The 17,020-nt window shown below is 53.4% G+C and carries 16 protein-coding genes; 7 read left to right on the top strand and 9 right to left on the bottom strand.

Annotation, left to right across the window (positions count from 1 at the left end; translation table 11 throughout):
• Positions 1–48: 48 nt before the first annotated feature.
• Positions 49–693, top strand: a complete 645-nt coding sequence (msrA, locus tag TH2_RS12145; RefSeq protein ID WP_008890730.1) for a peptide-methionine (S)-S-oxide reductase MsrA — start codon at positions 49–51, stop codon at positions 691–693.
• A 52-nt stretch (positions 694–745) separates the two neighbouring features.
• Here the strand turns inward: msrA and TH2_RS12150 are convergent, their stop codons facing one another.
• The 5 genes from TH2_RS12150 to moaB form a co-directional block, all read right to left on the bottom strand.
• Positions 746–1,507 (bottom strand): IclR family transcriptional regulator, encoded by a 762-nt coding sequence (locus TH2_RS12150; RefSeq protein WP_008890731.1) that lies wholly within the window; start codon positions 1,505–1,507, stop codon positions 746–748.
• 70 nt (positions 1,508–1,577) lie between these two features.
• Positions 1,578–2,390, bottom strand: a complete 813-nt coding sequence (locus TH2_RS12155; RefSeq protein WP_008890732.1) for a hypothetical protein — start codon at positions 2,388–2,390, stop codon at positions 1,578–1,580.
• A gap of 185 nt (positions 2,391–2,575) precedes the next feature.
• Complete coding sequence (locus TH2_RS21885; RefSeq protein ID WP_008890733.1) at positions 2,576–3,604, bottom strand: methyl-accepting chemotaxis protein; 1,029 nt, start codon at positions 3,602–3,604, stop codon at positions 2,576–2,578.
• A 275-nt stretch (positions 3,605–3,879) separates the two neighbouring features.
• On the bottom strand, positions 3,880–4,647 hold the full coding sequence (locus TH2_RS12165; protein ID WP_008890734.1) for a sulfite exporter TauE/SafE family protein: 768 nt from the start codon (positions 4,645–4,647) through the stop codon (positions 3,880–3,882).
• A 64-nt stretch (positions 4,648–4,711) separates the two neighbouring features.
• The gene (gene moaB / locus TH2_RS12170) at positions 4,712–5,242 is read right to left on the bottom strand and encodes a molybdenum cofactor biosynthesis protein B (RefSeq protein WP_040823811.1); all 531 of its coding nucleotides are present in this window, start codon (positions 5,240–5,242) and stop codon (positions 4,712–4,714) included.
• 420 nt (positions 5,243–5,662) lie between these two features.
• Here moaB and TH2_RS12175 point away from each other — a divergent pair, with 420 nt between their 5' ends.
• The 6 genes from TH2_RS12175 (at position 5,663) to TH2_RS12200 (ending at position 13,308) form a co-directional block, all read left to right on the top strand.
• Positions 5,663–7,615, top strand: coding sequence for an acetoacetate--CoA ligase (locus tag TH2_RS12175; protein ID WP_040823814.1), 1,953 nt, complete (start codon positions 5,663–5,665; stop codon positions 7,613–7,615).
• A 494-nt stretch (positions 7,616–8,109) separates the two neighbouring features.
• Complete coding sequence (locus TH2_RS12180; RefSeq protein WP_008890737.1) at positions 8,110–9,132, top strand: amino acid ABC transporter substrate-binding protein; 1,023 nt, start codon at positions 8,110–8,112, stop codon at positions 9,130–9,132.
• A 117-nt stretch (positions 9,133–9,249) separates the two neighbouring features.
• Complete coding sequence (locus TH2_RS12185) at positions 9,250–10,446, top strand: amino acid ABC transporter permease (RefSeq protein WP_008890738.1); 1,197 nt, start codon at positions 9,250–9,252, stop codon at positions 10,444–10,446.
• Between the two features lies 1 nt (position 10,447).
• Positions 10,448–11,551, top strand: a complete 1,104-nt coding sequence (locus TH2_RS12190) for an amino acid ABC transporter permease (RefSeq protein ID WP_008890739.1) — start codon at positions 10,448–10,450, stop codon at positions 11,549–11,551.
• A 17-nt stretch (positions 11,552–11,568) separates the two neighbouring features.
• Positions 11,569–12,354, top strand: a complete 786-nt coding sequence (locus TH2_RS12195; protein ID WP_040823744.1) for an amino acid ABC transporter ATP-binding protein — start codon at positions 11,569–11,571, stop codon at positions 12,352–12,354.
• 135 nt (positions 12,355–12,489) lie between these two features.
• Positions 12,490–13,308, top strand: coding sequence for an ABC transporter ATP-binding protein (locus TH2_RS12200; RefSeq protein ID WP_008890741.1), 819 nt, complete (start codon positions 12,490–12,492; stop codon positions 13,306–13,308).
• Between the two features lie 29 nt (positions 13,309–13,337).
• On the opposite strand, the gene TH2_RS12205 is transcribed toward TH2_RS12200, so the two are convergent.
• From TH2_RS12205 to TH2_RS12220, 4 genes are all read right to left on the bottom strand, one after another.
• Positions 13,338–14,102 carry a DeoR/GlpR family DNA-binding transcription regulator gene (locus TH2_RS12205; protein ID WP_008890742.1) on the bottom strand — a complete coding sequence of 255 codons (765 nt, stop codon included), beginning with the start codon at positions 14,100–14,102 and terminating at the stop codon, positions 13,338–13,340.
• Positions 14,103–14,303: 201 nt separating this feature from the next.
• Complete coding sequence (gene deoA / locus TH2_RS12210; protein ID WP_008890743.1) at positions 14,304–15,644, bottom strand: thymidine phosphorylase; 1,341 nt, start codon at positions 15,642–15,644, stop codon at positions 14,304–14,306.
• Positions 15,645–15,703: 59 nt separating this feature from the next.
• Positions 15,704–16,510, bottom strand: a complete 807-nt coding sequence (locus TH2_RS12215; RefSeq protein WP_008890744.1) for a purine-nucleoside phosphorylase — start codon at positions 16,508–16,510, stop codon at positions 15,704–15,706.
• On the bottom strand, positions 16,507–16,920 hold the full coding sequence (locus TH2_RS12220; protein WP_008890745.1) for a cytidine deaminase: 414 nt from the start codon (positions 16,918–16,920) through the stop codon (positions 16,507–16,509). The genes TH2_RS12215 and TH2_RS12220 overlap by 4 nt, the downstream gene beginning before the upstream one ends.
• Between the last annotated feature and the right edge of the window lie 100 nt (positions 16,921–17,020).

Below are 17,020 nucleotides of genomic sequence, written 5' to 3' on the forward strand. Positions count from 1 at the left end.
GAGTACATTGCAGGCATGAACGCAAATTCTTCTTCGGGAAATTAAGACATGTTCTCCGTGCTGAAATCAGACAAACCCAAAATGCCAACCGCTGACACCGCGCTTCCGGGACGCGACGAAACATTGCCGGTTGCCGATGCCAATATCGTCACTGGCCATCCGATGAAGGGCCCCTTCCCGGATCATCTGGAAATTGCCGTCTTTGGCATGGGATGCTTCTGGGGGGCGGAACGCCTGTTCTGGAAAGCGGAAGGCGTTTACAGCACTGCTGTTGGCTACGCCGGTGGCTTCACCAAGAACCCGACCTATCGTGAAGTTTGCAGCGGTATGACAGGCCATGCCGAAGTGGTGTTGGTCGCCTTTGATCCTGCCGTAACGTCCTATTCAGCGCTTTTGAAGCTGTTTTGGGAAAACCACGACCCGACTCAGGGCATGCGTCAGGGCAATGACATCGGTACACAATATCGGTCCGTGATCTACACCTTTACGCCTGAACAACAGCAAGCTGCTGTTCAGTCACGTCAGGACTACAACGCTGCACTGAAAGAAGCAGGTCAAGCCGACGTGACAACCGAAGTCACCGAGGCACCGGAATTCTTTTATGCCGAGGACTTCCACCAGCAATACCTTCACAAGAATCCGGACGGGTATTGTGGCCTTGGCGGCACTGGTGTTTCCTGCCCGGGTATGTAAACAGCAATCCGACGTAACAAGATAGCTTTGGTCCTTGGAAGAACGCCGGTCTTTAGACCGGCTTTCCTCCATATTCGCGGCTCAGGTCGGCGCAGACACGGCGTATTTTAAGCCCCAATTGCTCGATATGGTCGTTTGGAATACGGGCCGCGGGGCCTGAAAGTGATAATGCAGCAATTGGCAAACCCGTTTCATCACGGACAACGCCCGCCACACAACGCAGACCAACCGCGTGCTCTTCATCATCAAGGGCATAGCCACGCTGACGGCAACGCTCCAGATCCTTTTCAAGAGCTTCCTGGGTTATCAGGGTTCGTTCGGTAATTTTGGGCAACCCGTGCTTTGCTACGACCGAATGCAGTTCTTCTTCCGGCAAAAAGGCAAGCAAGGCCTTGCCAACGCCCGAGCAATGCATCAACGCCCGGCGACCGGGTGTGACGAGTGCGCGCATCATTTTGCGGCATTCCACCTGCGACAGGAAAATGACCTCGCCACCATCTGCGACAGCAAGATTTACCGTTTCACCGCTGTCTTCCATGAGTGCGCGCATATAGGGCCGCGCGATCTGGCTGAGATTGCGATTTTTGGTAAATGAATTGCCGACGCTGAAAGCCTGCACCCCGACAAACCAGAGTGTGCGCTCCCCCTCGAACGACACATAGCGCTCGTGTTGCATAGTGGTCAGCAAACGGTGTGCTGTCGAGGGTGGTAATTTCACCTGATGTGAAATTTCGGTCAGGGTCATCCCGTCTTCGCTTTCGGCAAGCGCGTTGAGGATACTTAACGCCCGTACCAGTGACTGGACTTGCTGCATTCAGCGACTACTCCCTGTGCGCGGTCGATTTGACCGACCATCATTGTCGTGTTCTCTGAATGTTAGGAGATCATTGCGCTGCTTGCACGGACTTTTGGCGGACCCAGACGAAAGTGGTGTACCCGATGAGATAGACCGTGGCTGCCCCAAAGGCACACAGCGTGCCCAAGCCAAGCCCAAGAACAGGATAACCAAGGGTCACGGCAAGGATATAGACCCATAGCGCACCCATTCCCCTCGGAAAGTTTCGAATAACCGTATGCACCGGTTCTGCCCCATAGGTGAAATGAAGGATCAACATCATGGGATAGAGTGTTACGGGGAAACCTGACAATAACCCTGCCCAGCGCGGACCAATCCATGCCGCCATGCCGCTGATGACCAGAACGATGATTGCCGCCAGTGAAGCACGAAGCAAAACAACCCGCTTGGTCAGGCGAACCCGATTGAGAATACGGACATTCTCGATCTTGCGGAAAAGGATGAGTGCGACAACGATCGCAACCAGCAAAATCACCGCCGCCTGCGTCAAGCTCATCGGTGCGAGCTGAAACAGCCATGAGACAGACAGATAAGTGACAAACGCCCCGAGCGAGCTGATTAGAATCTGTGGAAAGACAGGCAGCCGGACGCATTGGCGCGACACAATGAAATAGGCATAGAGGAAGGTTAAGGTCGCAATCAGGCCGGGCAAAGCGTACACCGCGCTTTCACTTGCGAAGGCAACACCCTGCTCGATTGCGATGAAATACAAAAGGATGGCCGTTCCCAACGGGTAACCTGACAACACGCCGGCGACACGTGGCCCTGCCCGTTCAGCAAGCATCGAAAGCCCCAGCACCGTTCCGATTGACACGGCAATTTTGGCAAGGATCAGTTCCAACAGCTTTCATCCTTCAAGGCAGATACGATGACATTTTATCAATAAAGTGACAGAATCGTTATCTCTTTTCATGCCAAGGGGCAAGCGCAAACACCTGAGCACAAAACAAAAGAAGACGGGCACCAACATAAGGTGCCCGTCTTCTTTTAGCAGATCGATATCGCCGTTTGCCTAGACGTCGACGTTTAGGCGGCGGCATTTTCCGCTCTTGGTGTTTGCACGATAACCCCACGCCAGCCGAGCCCTTGATAGGTTTCGTACCCTGGCGTCAAGGCGTAGGCCACAAGGGATCCGTCTTCAAGCAGATAGGCCCCACGGGCAGGATCATCGACACGCAGATTAAATGTTTCGCTGAGCACGCCGCGGTCATCGGAAGCAGCAAGGACCCGATTTCTTGCGTCGATCAACATCACCCGGGTACGTTCACGTTCTTCCGCGTTGAAGTTCAGCGATTTGACGATCATCGGTGCCTGGCTTTCCCAGTCAAAGAAGACACCCAAAACACCGATCACATCACCATCAACAGAACCGCCCCTACGCACGGCGGTCGCATAAGTCGGGGTTGCGGCGTTGTTTAACAGTGAATTGGCTGCCACATCCGCGACGGCATAGTGTCCACCATCGCGACAGCGCAACGCTTCCTGAAACCAGCCCTGATCAGAAACATTTTGCCCCATCACGCGATAGGAGTCCGGGCGTCCGTTGGCAATAACGTTGCCGTTCCGATCAACTACCCAAAGATCGAGATACACAGTATAGGAATCGAGGATCACACCGAGCCGTTCCGATGCACGCAATGCAAACGCAGGGTCTTGCAGATTTTCGCAAACATCGACCACGGCTGCGTCGGTTGCCCACCAGCGCACATCGCACGATCGTTCGTACAGGTTGCGGTCCATCAATTCGACAGAATAACGGGCAAGGTCGGCAAAACGATCACCACGAACCGTCTGCGCTGTTTTCTCCAGATCGGAGGCAAGCGTCAGAAACATATCTTCAAGTTCTTCGGTAATCACGTTCACACGTTGCGAGATTTCCTTCACCTCGTTGGCAACAACGCCAAACCCCCGGCCCACTTCGCCCGCACGCGCAGCCTCGATCAACGCATTCAGTGCAAGGGTTCGTGTTGCCCGTGTAACGGCCTTGATTTCTGTAATTTTATCATTGGCTTGCCCGGAAATTGCTGTCGCAACCTGCAGAATTCTTTCTGGCATTTAAATAAAGCTCCCATATGCGCATCAGGTTTCCTCCTGGCTGCTGATCGCGTGCTTTTATTCGCCATCCATTCTGCTTGTCTTTGCAGCACTGATATCTAATAAGCCACTTATACCATTACGTAAATACAGGATTATACTCGTACCACACGGCTATCTCATTGGCGTATGCCATTTCCACCCAGAAGAGAGCCGTCATCTAAAATCAAAACCATTGATAGTTACATCCACTATTAGCGCAGTGTGACAAGGTACCGCACAAGCCGATGCATAATTTAGGCTGTAAATTCGAGGATCGAATCTGCAAGCAGCTTAATCCCTGTGACGAACAACAGGCTGTAGCAAACCCGGTAGAACAATTTAACGCTGACTTTGTCATGCGCCCACAAGCCAAGCCACGTCCCGAACAACGCGACCGGCACAAACAAAAGTGATGTTCCGAGGTTGGATGCATCGAATTGCCCAAGCAGCGCATACGGGATCAGTTTGACGTAATTGACGACAATGAAGAACATAACTGTCGTGCCAACAAAGATCGATTTGTCCATTCGCTGCGGCAGCAGATACACCGATACCGGTGGCCCGCCCGCGTGGGCGACGAAACTGGTGAAACCTGCCAGTGCGCCAAGAACCGTACCCTTACCAATCGTTGCCCTTCCCGGTGCACCGGTTTCCTTCCGGCCACGGAGCCAATGATCAAGGGTAAAGATGATCGCGATCATTGCGATGATCAATTTGACGGCTGCCTCGTTCAGGTAGCTGAAAGACAATGTCCCGACAAGAATGCCCAGCAATGCGGCCGGCACGAGGATTTTCATGTTCCGGCGATCCCAGCGGTTGCGATAGGCCCAGACATTTGCAAGGTCCATCAGGCACAGGATGGGAAGCATGATCGCCGCGGCGGCCTGTGGTGATACCGCCAACGCCATCAACGGCACAGCCACAACACCGAGCCCGCCGCCAAAGCCGCTTTTTGAAACACCGGCGATCAAGACGGCGGGAATGCCGACAACATAGAAAAACGGATCCGAGATAAATTCCATCGGAAGTCCTTGTTATTTGGGGAATTCTGGGATCGCGGGCAACGGATATGGACGGCGTGCGCCCCTATTCTTCAAGCAGACGAGGCATGAGCTCGACGAAGTTGCACGGCCGATGGCGGATATCAAGCTGATAGGTCAGAATTTCGTCCCAGGCATCTTTGCATGCTCCGGTCGATCCAGGTAACGCAAACATGTAGGTTCCCATACACACCCCCGCAGTCGCCCGTGATTGCACGGTGGATGTGCCAATTTTCTGATATGATATCCAACGGAACAGTTCGCCGAAGCCCGGTATTTCCTTTTCGTAGATTGCCCGGTGGGCTTCCACCGTCACGTCGCGCCCGGTAACGCCTGTGCCACCCGTGGTAATGATCACATCGACATCCGGGTTTGAGCACCATGCACCAAGCTGCTTGCGCAAGGCCAATTGATCGTCTTTCAGGATTTTGCGTTCATAAACGTGATGGCCCTTGGCGATGATGCGTTCACAAAGAACCTCGCCCGAGGTGTCGTTATGGAGATCGCGCGTATCGCTGACGGTCAATACGGCAATATTGATCGATACAAAGGGTTGGCTTTCGTCAATACCTGCCACGGTTATCTCCATGTGTCGTGAAATGCTGTGTCAACCTAATATGCCCAGACAGGCGTGCAAGCGTTTTCACGTGCAAGACACGGCTGCATCGCAACCCAGCGAATCACGATAGAACAAAAACCAGCCGCCATTTGATATTTTATTAGCCTCTGGGGCTATTTTTTAACGCCAACCTACAATATTTTTGAGCCTCACTGTTTCGAATTTTTATATTGTTAATACCGACAGTTATTTAAATAAGCTCACCTTATATATGACGAAAAACAAGCAAATTGGTATTACCATTTAAGGACATCTGCGTTACTTCACTTGCTGGTCCGCTTTTTTCCGCCTAGAAAAGCGGTAAAGGACTACCAATTTGGCGCCCTCAAAGGATGCGCCACGAGATCGAAACGTTCGGCAGGAAACAGAGGACTCATGATGAGCGACTTTCTTTGGCAACCGACGAAAGAACGCGTTGAAAATGCAAACGTCACCCGCTTTCGCGACTGGGTGAATGAAAAGCATGCGCTTAACCTTCAGAGTTTCACCGAACTCTATGACTGGTCAGTTGCCGAGATTGAACGTTTCTGGCCTGCTCTTATCGAATATGCCGATCTGAAAGCGGAAACATGGGGCGACCGCGTGCTGATCGACGGCAACAAAATGCCGGGCGCCCAGTTCTTCCCTGATGCGCGCCTGAACTTTGCCGAGAACCTTCTGGTCCGAGACGACGACACCGACGCCCTGATCTTCTGGGGTGAAGACAAGGTCAAAAGCCGCCTATCCTGGGCGGAACTTAATATTGCAGTATCGAAATTCTCGCAGGCCCTGCGCGCAGAGGGCGTTGGCAAGGGTGATCGCGTATGCGGCTATATGCCAAACATGTCTGAAACCGTGATTGCGATGCTGGCGACGGCAGCCATCGGGGCAACCTGGTCCTCCGCCTCCCCTGATTTCGGCGTTCAGGGTGTTGTAGACCGCTTTGGCCAGATCGAACCAACCGTGATGATCACCGTTGACGGTTATCACTATAATGGCAAACAACACGACATCCGCGAAAAGGTTCACGATGTTGTCGAGCGGATCGACAGCCTGAAAAAGGTCGTCATCGTGCCCTATGCCTTTGACGGCGCCAACACGACGGATATCCGCAACGCCGTCACCTATGACGACTTCATTGCCCCCTTCCGGACCGAAAAGATCGTCTTCGAACAGGTCGAATTCAATCATCCGCTTTATGTGATGTTTTCGTCCGGCACGACGGGCAAACCGAAATGCATTGTTCACGGCACGGGCGGAACGCTGCTGAAACAGGTTTCGGAACATATCCTGCATTGTGATGTCGCGCCCGGTGATCGCGTTTTCTATTTCACCACATGTGGCTGGATGATGTGGAACTGGTTGATGGCGGGTCTTGCGGCCGGCGCAACGCTTCTGCTTTATGATGGCTCGCCCTTCTATCCGAGCGGCAATATCCTGTTTGATTATGCCGATGCAGAAGGCATGACGCTGTTTGGCACATCTGCCAAATATATCGATGCGTTGGCCAAGGCCGAACTCAAACCGCGCGAAACACACGATCTGTCCACTGTTCGTGCAATGACATCAACCGGCTCGCCGCTTGCACCGGAAAGCTTCGATTACGTTTATCGCGACATCAAGGAAGACATCCATCTGGCGTCCATTTCAGGCGGCACAGATATCCTTGGCTGCTTTGTGCTGGCTTGCCCCGTCCTGCCAGTCAAACGTGGCGTCATCCAGACCCGTGCCCTTGGTCTTGCTGTCGACGTGTTTGACGACGATGGCAACTCCGTGCGGAACGAAAAAGGTGAACTGGTTTGCACCAAGCCATTCCCATCCATGCCGGTCGGCTTCTGGAACGATCCGGATGGTTCGCGGTATCACAGCGCCTATTTTGACCGGTTTGATAACATCTGGTGCCATGGTGACTATGTCGAGCTTGATGATGATGGCGGCATGGTCATTTATGGCCGCTCGGATGCGACCCTTAACCCCGGCGGCGTTCGTATCGGCACGGCAGAGATTTATCGCCAGGTAGAAAAACTACCTGAAATTCAGGAATCGATTGTGATAGGTCAGGACTGGGATAACGACGTTCGGGTGATCCTGTTTGTTGTGCTCCGCGACAATTACGAATTGGATACCGCCCTTATCGACAAGATCAAGAAGCAGATCCGCAACAACTGCACCCCACGCCACGTCCCCGCCAAGGTGCTTGCGGTTGCCGATATCCCGCGGACAAAATCGGGGAAAATTACCGAACTTGCAGTTCGTGATGTTGTCCATGGACGGCCGGTAAAAAATCAGGAAGCCTTGGCCAACCCGACGGCACTGGAACTGTTTTCCAACCTGTCGGAACTGAAAACCTGATCAAGACAAGCCCCACATCTCGAAGCGGGGCTTTTTCGTGCCGATCCGGTTTTGCAAGATGCTCGGCCGCGCTGCTTAACGAATGCCGCTCCCGATTCCGCACTGCAACCATGCGTATTTTTTAAACAGCGTGAACTGATGCACTTTTTTTGATCATGACTGATTGTTTGGTGAAAAAAAGTTCGTGCAATTCTCGGTCTTGCCGGTGATCAGAACTAAACTACTACTAGGTTATTGAATATATGAGACAAACAAAGTTTCGTATATTTTATGTGATCGTATCTCCGCGCGATATAACCGCAGAAAAAGCCTCAATTTTTAGCCAGCACCGTAGGTTCTAATGTTGCCAAAATTTTTTCACACTTGACACAAGGCGGCCTAAAATTTCTTAATTTGGCGGTCCGATGTTCTTCGGACGAATGGATATGCGGCTGTGCATATCCAGGGTGGCACAAAAGCTAAAAACAATGCTTTGCTAATAAGGGAGCTATCTTATGAAAATCCAGACGATCCTTGCCGCTGGCGCAATGACCGTTGCAGCCGTTGCCGCGCAGAACGCACAGGCAGGTGCCGTTCTTGACGGCATCAAGGCCAAAGGTTTCGTTCAGTGCGGCGTGAACACCGGTCTTCCGGGTTTCTCCGCTGCCAATGCCGAAGGTAAATGGGAAGGTATTGACGTTGACGTCTGCCGTGCAGCAGCTGCTGCAGTTTTTGGTGACGCAAACGCCGTTCAGTACACCCCGCTGACCGCAGCACAGCGCTTCACGGCTCTGCAGTCCGGTGAAATCGACATCCTGTCGCGTAACACCACTGCAACCACCACCCGTGATGCGAAACTGGGTCTGACCTTTGTCGGCATCAACTACTATGACGGTCAGGGCTTCCTGATCCCGAAAGCTCTCGGCGTTTCCAGCGCAACCGAGCTTGACGGTGCGACCGTCTGCGTTGAGCCGGGCACCACGACCGAGCTGAACCTCGCTGACTACTTCCGCGCCAAAGGCATGTCCTTCGAGCCGGTCGTTATCGAGAACATCAACGAAGCAACCGCAGCCTTCTTCTCTGGTCGTTGCGACGTTTACACCACCGATGCTTCTGGTCTTGCTTCCATCCGTACCCAGATGGCTGAAAATCCGGCTGACTATGTGATCCTGCCGGAAATCATCTCCAAAGAGCCGCTCGGCCCGGTTGTCGCCCAGGGCGACGAACAGTGGTCGGACGTTGTTCGCTGGGCTTTTGCTGCAATGGTTGAAGCAGAAGAGTATGGCGTCACCATGGAAAATGTTGACGACATGAAAGCAAACAGCACCAACCCGGGCATCCAGCGTCTTCTCGGCGTTTCGCCGGGCATGGGTGAAGCTCTTGGTCTTGACGAAGCATGGGCATACAACATCGTCAAGCAGGTCGGTAACTATGGCGAAAGCTATGAGAAAAACGTTACCGCCAAGCTCGGTCTTGAGCGTGGTCTGAACGCTCTGTGGACCGACGGTGGCCTGCAGTATGCATGGCCGGTTCGCTAATCGCTAGCAAACCGACTGCCTAAACCTACGAAGCTCCGCCCCACTGCCTGAACGCATGGGCGGAGCTTTTCGTTAGGTGCTTGCTGATTTTGGATACAATCTACACCTGAGGGTCATATGAGTAAGCCTCAAAATGCCCCGGGGGATGTTCGTTCCAAGGGCCTCGTTGATTATCTCAATGACGAAAACGTCCGTGCGGTGCTTTATCAAGTCGTCGCAATTGGACTGATCGTTCTTGCGGGCTGGTACCTGGTGTCCAACACCTTGTACAACCTTGAACAACAGAACATCTCAACCGGTTACGGGTTCCTTGATCTTGAAGCTTCCTTCGAGATCAGTGAAACCATGATCGACTACAGCGCCCAAAGCGACTATGCGACGGCGTTGATGGTCGGTCTTCTGAACACTGTGAAGGTGTCACTGCTTGGGATCATTTTGTGTACGATTATCGGGACAATCTTTGGCGTTGCGCGCCTGTCCTCGAACTGGATCGTTCGCAAACTTGCGACTGTATATGTTGAAACGTTCCGGAACATTCCGGTCCTGTTGCAACTGTTCTTCTGGTACGCACTTATTCCAAGCGCTTTCCCGCATCCACGCGACGCGCTTGAGCCTCTGCCCGGTGTTTTGCTGACGTCGCGCGGTATGTATTTGCCGGTGCCGGAACCTGATAACGCCTACACCCTTATGACCATTGCGGCCGTGATTGCCTGCGTTGTGATCTATTTCGTCAGGAAATGGGCCAAGAAACGCCAGGACGCCACAGGTCAGCCCTTCCCGATGCTTCTTGCCGGGATCGGTATTTTTGTCGGTCTCGTCCTTGCTGCCTATCTGGCAGGTGGCGCACCAACCGACATGAGCATGCCGGCCCTCAAAGGCTTTAACATTCAGGGTGGCTACAACATTTCGCCTGAATTCATGGCAGTTCTGATCGGTCTTACGGTTTACACCTCGACCTATGTTGCCGAGGTTGTTCGTTCCGGTATTCAGGCTGTTCCAAATGGCCAGTGGGAAGCTGCCGACAGTTTGGGCATTCGCCGTTCTATTGCGCTTCGCAAGGTGATCCTGCCGCAATCGATGCGTGTCGCGATCCCGCCACTGACCAACCAGTATCTTAACCTGACCAAGAACAGCTCTTTGGCTGTTGCCGTCGGTTATCCGGATCTGGTTTCTGTTTCCAACACGACCATGAACCAGACAGGTCAGGCGATCGAGGCCATCTCGATCTTCATGTCGATCTATCTTGGTTTGTCCTTGTTGACCTCGCTCTTTATGAACTGGTTCAACAAGAAAATGGCACTGGTGGAGAGGTAACATGTCAGAAAACGCAAAATTACCTCCTCTTCCGACCGGCACCTTTTCCGAGCGTGCCGTGGCATGGTCGAAAAAGAACCTGTTTGATGGATGGTTCAACACCCTCCTGACCCTTGGTTCGATCGCATTCCTCGTTTGGCTGATCCCGCCAATCGTCGAGTGGGCCATCATCAATGCGACGTTGGCGCCATCAATTGAGGCCTGCGCGGAAGCGACGGGTGCCTGCTGGGGGTTCGTTAATGCCAATTTACGACTGATCCTGTTTGGCACCTACCCGTTTGAAGAACAGTGGCGGCCGCTTCTTGCCATGATCTTTCTGATGGGAATCATTTGCGGCAGTCTGGGTGCGGTTAAGTATCCGAGCCTGCGCAAGGCAATCATTCCGATGTGGGTTATTGGTGTGCCGATTATTGCCATCCTCATGTGGGGTGGTGTGTTTGGCCTTACCTATGTCCAGAACAGCTATTGGGGTGGCTTGCCGCTGACCCTGATCCTGTCCTCGATCGGTGTGATCTTTGCCTTCCCGTTCGGGCTGCTGCTGGCACTTGGTCGTCAGTCGCACATGCCGGCCATCAAAACCGTTTCCGTGGTGTACATCGAAGTCATTCGTGGTGTGCCGCTGATTACGGTTCTGTTCATGGCATCGGTCATGTTCCCGCTGTTCCTGCCCGATGGGGTTACCATCGACAAGCTGCTGCGCGCGCAGATCGGTATTATCCTGTTTACCGCCGCCTACCTCGCCGAGGTATTCCGTGGTGGTCTGCAGGCCGTTCCGCGTGGTCAGTTTGAGGCTGGTGACAGTCTTGCGCTGTCTTATTGGCAGTCAATGCGTCTGATCATTTTGCCGCAGGCACTGCGTCTGGTGATCCCGCCGACCGTCAACAGCTTTATCTCCATGTTCAAGGACACCACACTGGTCGTGATTATCGGCCTGTTTGACTTCCTTGGCACGGTGAAGCTGGCACTGCGCAGTGACCCGGCCTGGACCAAATATTACGTCGAAGGTTATGCCTTCGCCGCGGCAATATTCTTCCTGATCTGTTTCTCGATGGCGAAATATTCCGCCTATCTTGAAAAAGAGCTTCGCAAAGGCGAACAAAGGTAAGGAGTGAGGAAAAAACAATGACTGTAGCAACTGAACCCACTACCGGCGCTGTGCCTCCTCCGTCCAAAGAGGATGTCATCACCGTCAACAAGATGAACAAATGGTATGGCAATTTCCATGTTCTTCAGGATATTGACCTGTCTGTTCGCAAAGGTGAGCGTATCGTTATCTGCGGCCCGTCCGGCTCAGGTAAATCGACGCTGATCCGCACCCTGAACCGCCTTGAAACCTATCAAAGCGGTGAAGTTTACGTCGATGGCATTTTGCTTGGCGACGATGTCAAAAACATCGAAGCCGTGCGCCGCGAAGTCTGCATGGTGTTCCAGCACTTCAACCTTTTCCCGCACATGACCGTGCTGGAAAACCTGACGCTGGCCCCGATCTGGGTTCGCAAGATGCCCAAGAAGCAAGCCAACGAACTGGCCATGCATTACCTTGAGCGTGTGCGAATTGCCGAGCAGGCCCACAAATTCCCGGGTCAGCTTTCCGGCGGTCAGCAGCAGCGTGTGGCGATTGCCCGTTCGCTCTGCATGCAGCCAAAAATCATGCTGTTTGATGAACCGACCTCGGCGCTTGATCCGGAGATGGTCAAGGAAGTTCTCGACGTGATGGTCGAACTCGCCAAGGAAGGTATGACCATGCTTTGCGTGACTCACGAGATGGGCTTCGCAAAAGAGGTCGCTGACCGTGTGATCTTTATGGATGCTGGCCAGATCGTCGAAATGGCCGGTCCGAAGGAGTTCTTTGATAACCCGAAAAGCGATCGTACAAAGCTGTTCCTCAGCCAGATCCTGTCGCATTAATCGGCTATCAAACACCCGATCTTTGCAAAACGGCCCCCATTTGCGGGGCCGTTTTCATTTTTGTAAAAATGATCCTTGCCCAGACCCGCGCAATTGCCGAAACTCGGCCCAACACGTTCATCATCCGGATTGCCAATGACCACGCCTGAAACCAGCTCCGCGACCCATCCGGCCTTTATCTCGGTTGAAAATCTCAGCAAACGGTTTGGCGACAAGCTTGCCCTAGATGATGTCAGCTTGCATCTTCCCAAGGGCGAAACCATGGCCATTATTGGTCCGTCTGCCGCAGGCAAAAGTGTTCTGATGAAATGTCTGGTTGGGATTTACGGGGCCGATGCTGGCAAGATCCTGTTGGATGGCGATGATGTCAGTCAAACCAATGCGCCGAAACGCGCCGCATGGGCGGAACGCATTGGCATGCTGTTTCAACAAAATGCCCTGTTTGACAGCCTGAAGGTTTGGGAGAACATCTGCTTTCGTCAGATTGAAACCGGTACTCTCAGCCGCAAGGAGGCCCGGGAACGTGCCCTTGATCTATTGGGCCTTGTCGGTCTGGCATCGGAAAGTGCGGATCTGACGCCAAGTGATCTGTCTGGCGGCATGCAAAAACGCGTTGGTGTCGCACGGGCGATTTCCACCGATCCGGCGATCCTGTTGCTGGACAATCCGACCGCCGGACTTGATCCGGTTCTGTCGAACCATATCGAACGCATGATTGGCAAGATTGCAGAACAACGCGGGACCACGGTGATATCGATCACCAACGACATGCATATTGCCCGCACCCGTTATCAGAACCTGATGATGATGCATGACGGTAAAGTCTATTGGGCGGGTAAAACCAAAGATATCGATGACGTACATAATGCGCACCTGACCCAGATGCTGAACGGATCCTCACAGGGTCCGATCACCATGCGAACCGGCAAACGAGAAGACCACGTCTATAGCTAACGGCGCAAACACCCTGCCCCGTGTCGGATCTAGTTGGCTGTATAGACCGAAACGTCGGCTTCGCGGATCACATCGGCCCAAACAGGCCCCGGATGACGATCAGTAAACAGAGCGTCGATTTCGGAAAGATGTCCCAGACGCACCATCGCACGACGACCGAACTTCGATGCATCTGTGCACAGGAATGTTTGGCGGGCGTTGGAAATAATCGCCCGCGCGACGCGCACTTCACGATAATCGAAATCCATCAGGCTGCCATCCTCATCGACGCCGGATATCCCGACAATCGCGTAATCAACCTTGAACTGGTTGATGAAATCAATGGTGGCCTCGCCGATGACACCGAAATCGCGCTGTCGCACAACGCCACCGGCAATAATCACTTCAAATCCCTGATTGGCAGCACAGATTTCTGCAACATGCAGGTTATTGGTAATGATCTTAAGACTTTTATGGCCCAGAAGCGCATGTGCGACTTCTTCGTTGGTTGTTCCGATATTGATAAACAGAGACGCGCCTTCGGGGATATGTTGCGCCACCAGCTTTGCGATCTCGCGCTTGCTGCCAAGGTTTAGAACCTGACGGTCGGTATAGGCGGTATTTTCGGTGGTCGAGACACTGGCAGCCCCGCCGTGATAGCGGGCAATCAGGCCTTCTTCGGCCATTTCATTGATGTCGCGTCGGATGGTTTGTGGCGTGACAGAAAAATGTTCGGCAAGGGTATCAATGGTCATAAAGCTGTTGGAGGCGACAAGCTCCAAAATCTCTCTACGACGCCGATCCAGTTTCCCCATGCCTCTCTCCTTCTGTTTTCAATTTTCATCTTTATTGGAAAATTTTCATTCCTGATCAAAATGCTTTCTCTTGAGCCATTTGGCAAGCCTTGTCCGTCGAAAGCAAATGCACGCAGAAAGCTGACGGCGAACTTCGATAAGCGCAGAAAACAAAAAAAGCCGGGTTTCATCCCCGGCTTTTTGCTTTTGACTTGGTGCCTATCACGCCTTTTTGCGTGCCACGATCCGTTCCCGTACAGCTGGTTCGGTGCCTGTCGCATCGACATCCCCCTCGCCGATCACAATCGCATCGCGCAGCAAGGCGGTTGCCTCTTCAAGCTGTGCCTCATCACGGGTGTGAGCCAGGCAAATTGGTGTTTCGGCCGAGACCGGCTGTCCAACCTTGATGAAATCGGTAAAGCCGACCGCAAAGTCGATCTTCTGATCCGCCCGCGTCCGTCCACCCTTTAGCGAAACCAGCGCAAGACCAACCTTTCTGGCGTCCATCGAAAGAACACGTCCGGTCTTGGCGGCTGTGACCGTATTTATCATCGGGGCGGCTTCAAGATACTTGTTGGTGTTTTCAACAAAGTCTGCCGGACCACCAAGACTTGATACCATCTTGCCAAAGGTCTCGGCTGCCTTGCCGCTCTCAAGCGCCTCTGTTGCCATACGCAGGCCATCGGAAACATCGGATGCCACACCACTAACGGTCAGCATCTCAGCCGCCAGCGCCATGGTGACATCATAGACACGTTGTTCCTGATGCTTGCCGGTCAGGAAGTCGATCGCTTCCTGCATTTCGAGTGCATTGCCAACTGTGTCACCCAGCACCTGTTCCATATCGGTCAGAAGTGCGACCGTGGGAACACCGTTGCGGGTGGCAACTTCGGTGATGCTTTCGGCCAGTTCACGGGCGCGCTCATACTCGTTCATAAAGGCGCCGGAGCCGAATTTCACATCCATGACTAGGCTATCAAGCCCGGCTGCCAGTTTCTTTGACAGGATGGACGCCGTGATCAACGGGATGCTCTCGACCGTCGCTGTCACGTCGCGAATGCCATAAAACCGTTTATCCGCCGGTGCCAGATCGGCTGTCTGCCCGATAATGGCGCAGCCGACTTCACGGGTTACCTTGGCGAATTCGTCAAGACTTGGTGTGGTGCGATAGCCCGGAATGGAATCAAACTTGTCCAGCGTCCCACCAGTATGACCAAGGCCACGGCCGGAAATCATTGGCACGAACGCCCCGCAGGCACCAACAATCGGGCCCAGCATCAGGCTGACCTTGTCACCAACACCACCGGTCGAATGCTTGTCCACCACCGGTCCATCAAGGCCAAGCGCCTTCCAGTCCAGAACCGTACCGCTATCGCGCATATTGCGCGTAAGCGCCGCGCGTTCATCCATGGTCATGCCATTAAAGAACACTGCCATAGCAAGGGCGGCAACCTGCCCTTCGCTGATGCTGTTATCGGTGATGCCCTTGACGAAAAAGGCAATCTCAGCGTCTGTCAGAACTTCGCCTTCGCGTTTACGGCGAATGATTTCTTGGGGCAGCATGTGCTGTCTCCTGCGCACGTGTCGTTAATTCAAATTAGCAGCCTTGAAGTCATGCGACTTCAGGAAGCGCTTGAAAAATATTGCAGCAATATCTTGATAAGATTGGCCGAGCCGGCTTTCGACATTTCCAATGTCTGCTCGTGGCTAAGCGGTGTCGCGCTCATGCCAGCGGCCAGATTGGTGATGTTTGAAACCGCGGCGACCTTGAATCCAAGACGGCGGGCCAGAATGTTTTCCGGGACGGTCGACATACCCACCGCGTCCGCGCCAAGAATCTTGAGCACTCGGATTTCCGCTGGCGTCTCAAAACTTGGTCCGGTGCACCAGCAATAGGTTCCCTCAAACAGTTTGATGCCCAGCTTGGCCGCCGCACCATGCAGGCCGGACCCGATTTCAGGATCATAAGGCACATCCATGCCGACAAAACGGTCGTTTCCGTGATAACCGATCAATGGATTGGGACCAAACAGGCTGATATGATCAGTAATCAGCATCAGACTGCCCGGTACGGCGTCAGGGATCAGTGAACCGGCAGCATTGGTCAAAAGCAGACGTTCTGCGCCAAGTTCGCTCATAATTTCAAGCGGCTCAGCCATCAGATCCGATCGGCCATGCTCGTAATAATGCGCCCGCCCCTGCATTACAGCGACCGACACACCGCCAATACGGCCAAGAACAAGTGTCCCGCCATGTCCGACCACGGTCGGGCGCGGGAACCCCGGCAATTCTTCGTAGGCAATGCTGATTGCATCACTTACGGCGTCAACCACACCGCCAAGTCCGCTGCCAAGAACCAATGCGACTTCCGCCTTGAAACCCGGCGCCTTGGCGGCAATGACGTCAAGCGCTGCTTTTACATTGCTCATTTGAGGTTCTCCGGCCCGAAGGAATGGGGAATAAGTTCTTCACGGCTGAGCGTCAGAAGCGTTTCACCGGCATCATTGATGATAAAGATGGTCGCATCCGGACCGGTAAATTCGCGGATCTTCTGGCGGCACCCACCACACGGGGTACAGGCGATATCGCCCAGCCCGACAACGACGATCTCGTCAAAACGGGTTTCCCCTGACAGTACCATTGCCGAAATCGCGCCGGCCTCGGCACAGACGCCTTCGGGATATGCTGCATTTTCAACATTGCAGCCTGAAATGACCTTACCCTCAGTCGTGCGCAACGCAGCACCGACAAAGAAGTTCGAATAAGGCGCATATGCCTTGTCACGAGCCGCAAGAGCCGCGTCAATCAGATCGCGCGGAGCCTGTTTATGAGCAACCATTTGTTTGATCCTGTTTTGATTACCTATCGCGCCTGACCAAAGCGCACATTTCTGGAAAAGTGGTTCGGGACTGCCTGTATCATAGGCCGAGACCCGAACC

Origin of the sequence: Thalassospira profundimaris WP0211 (genome assembly GCF_000300275.1) — a bacterium.
Taxonomy (GTDB): domain Bacteria; phylum Pseudomonadota; class Alphaproteobacteria; order Rhodospirillales; family Thalassospiraceae; genus Thalassospira; species Thalassospira profundimaris.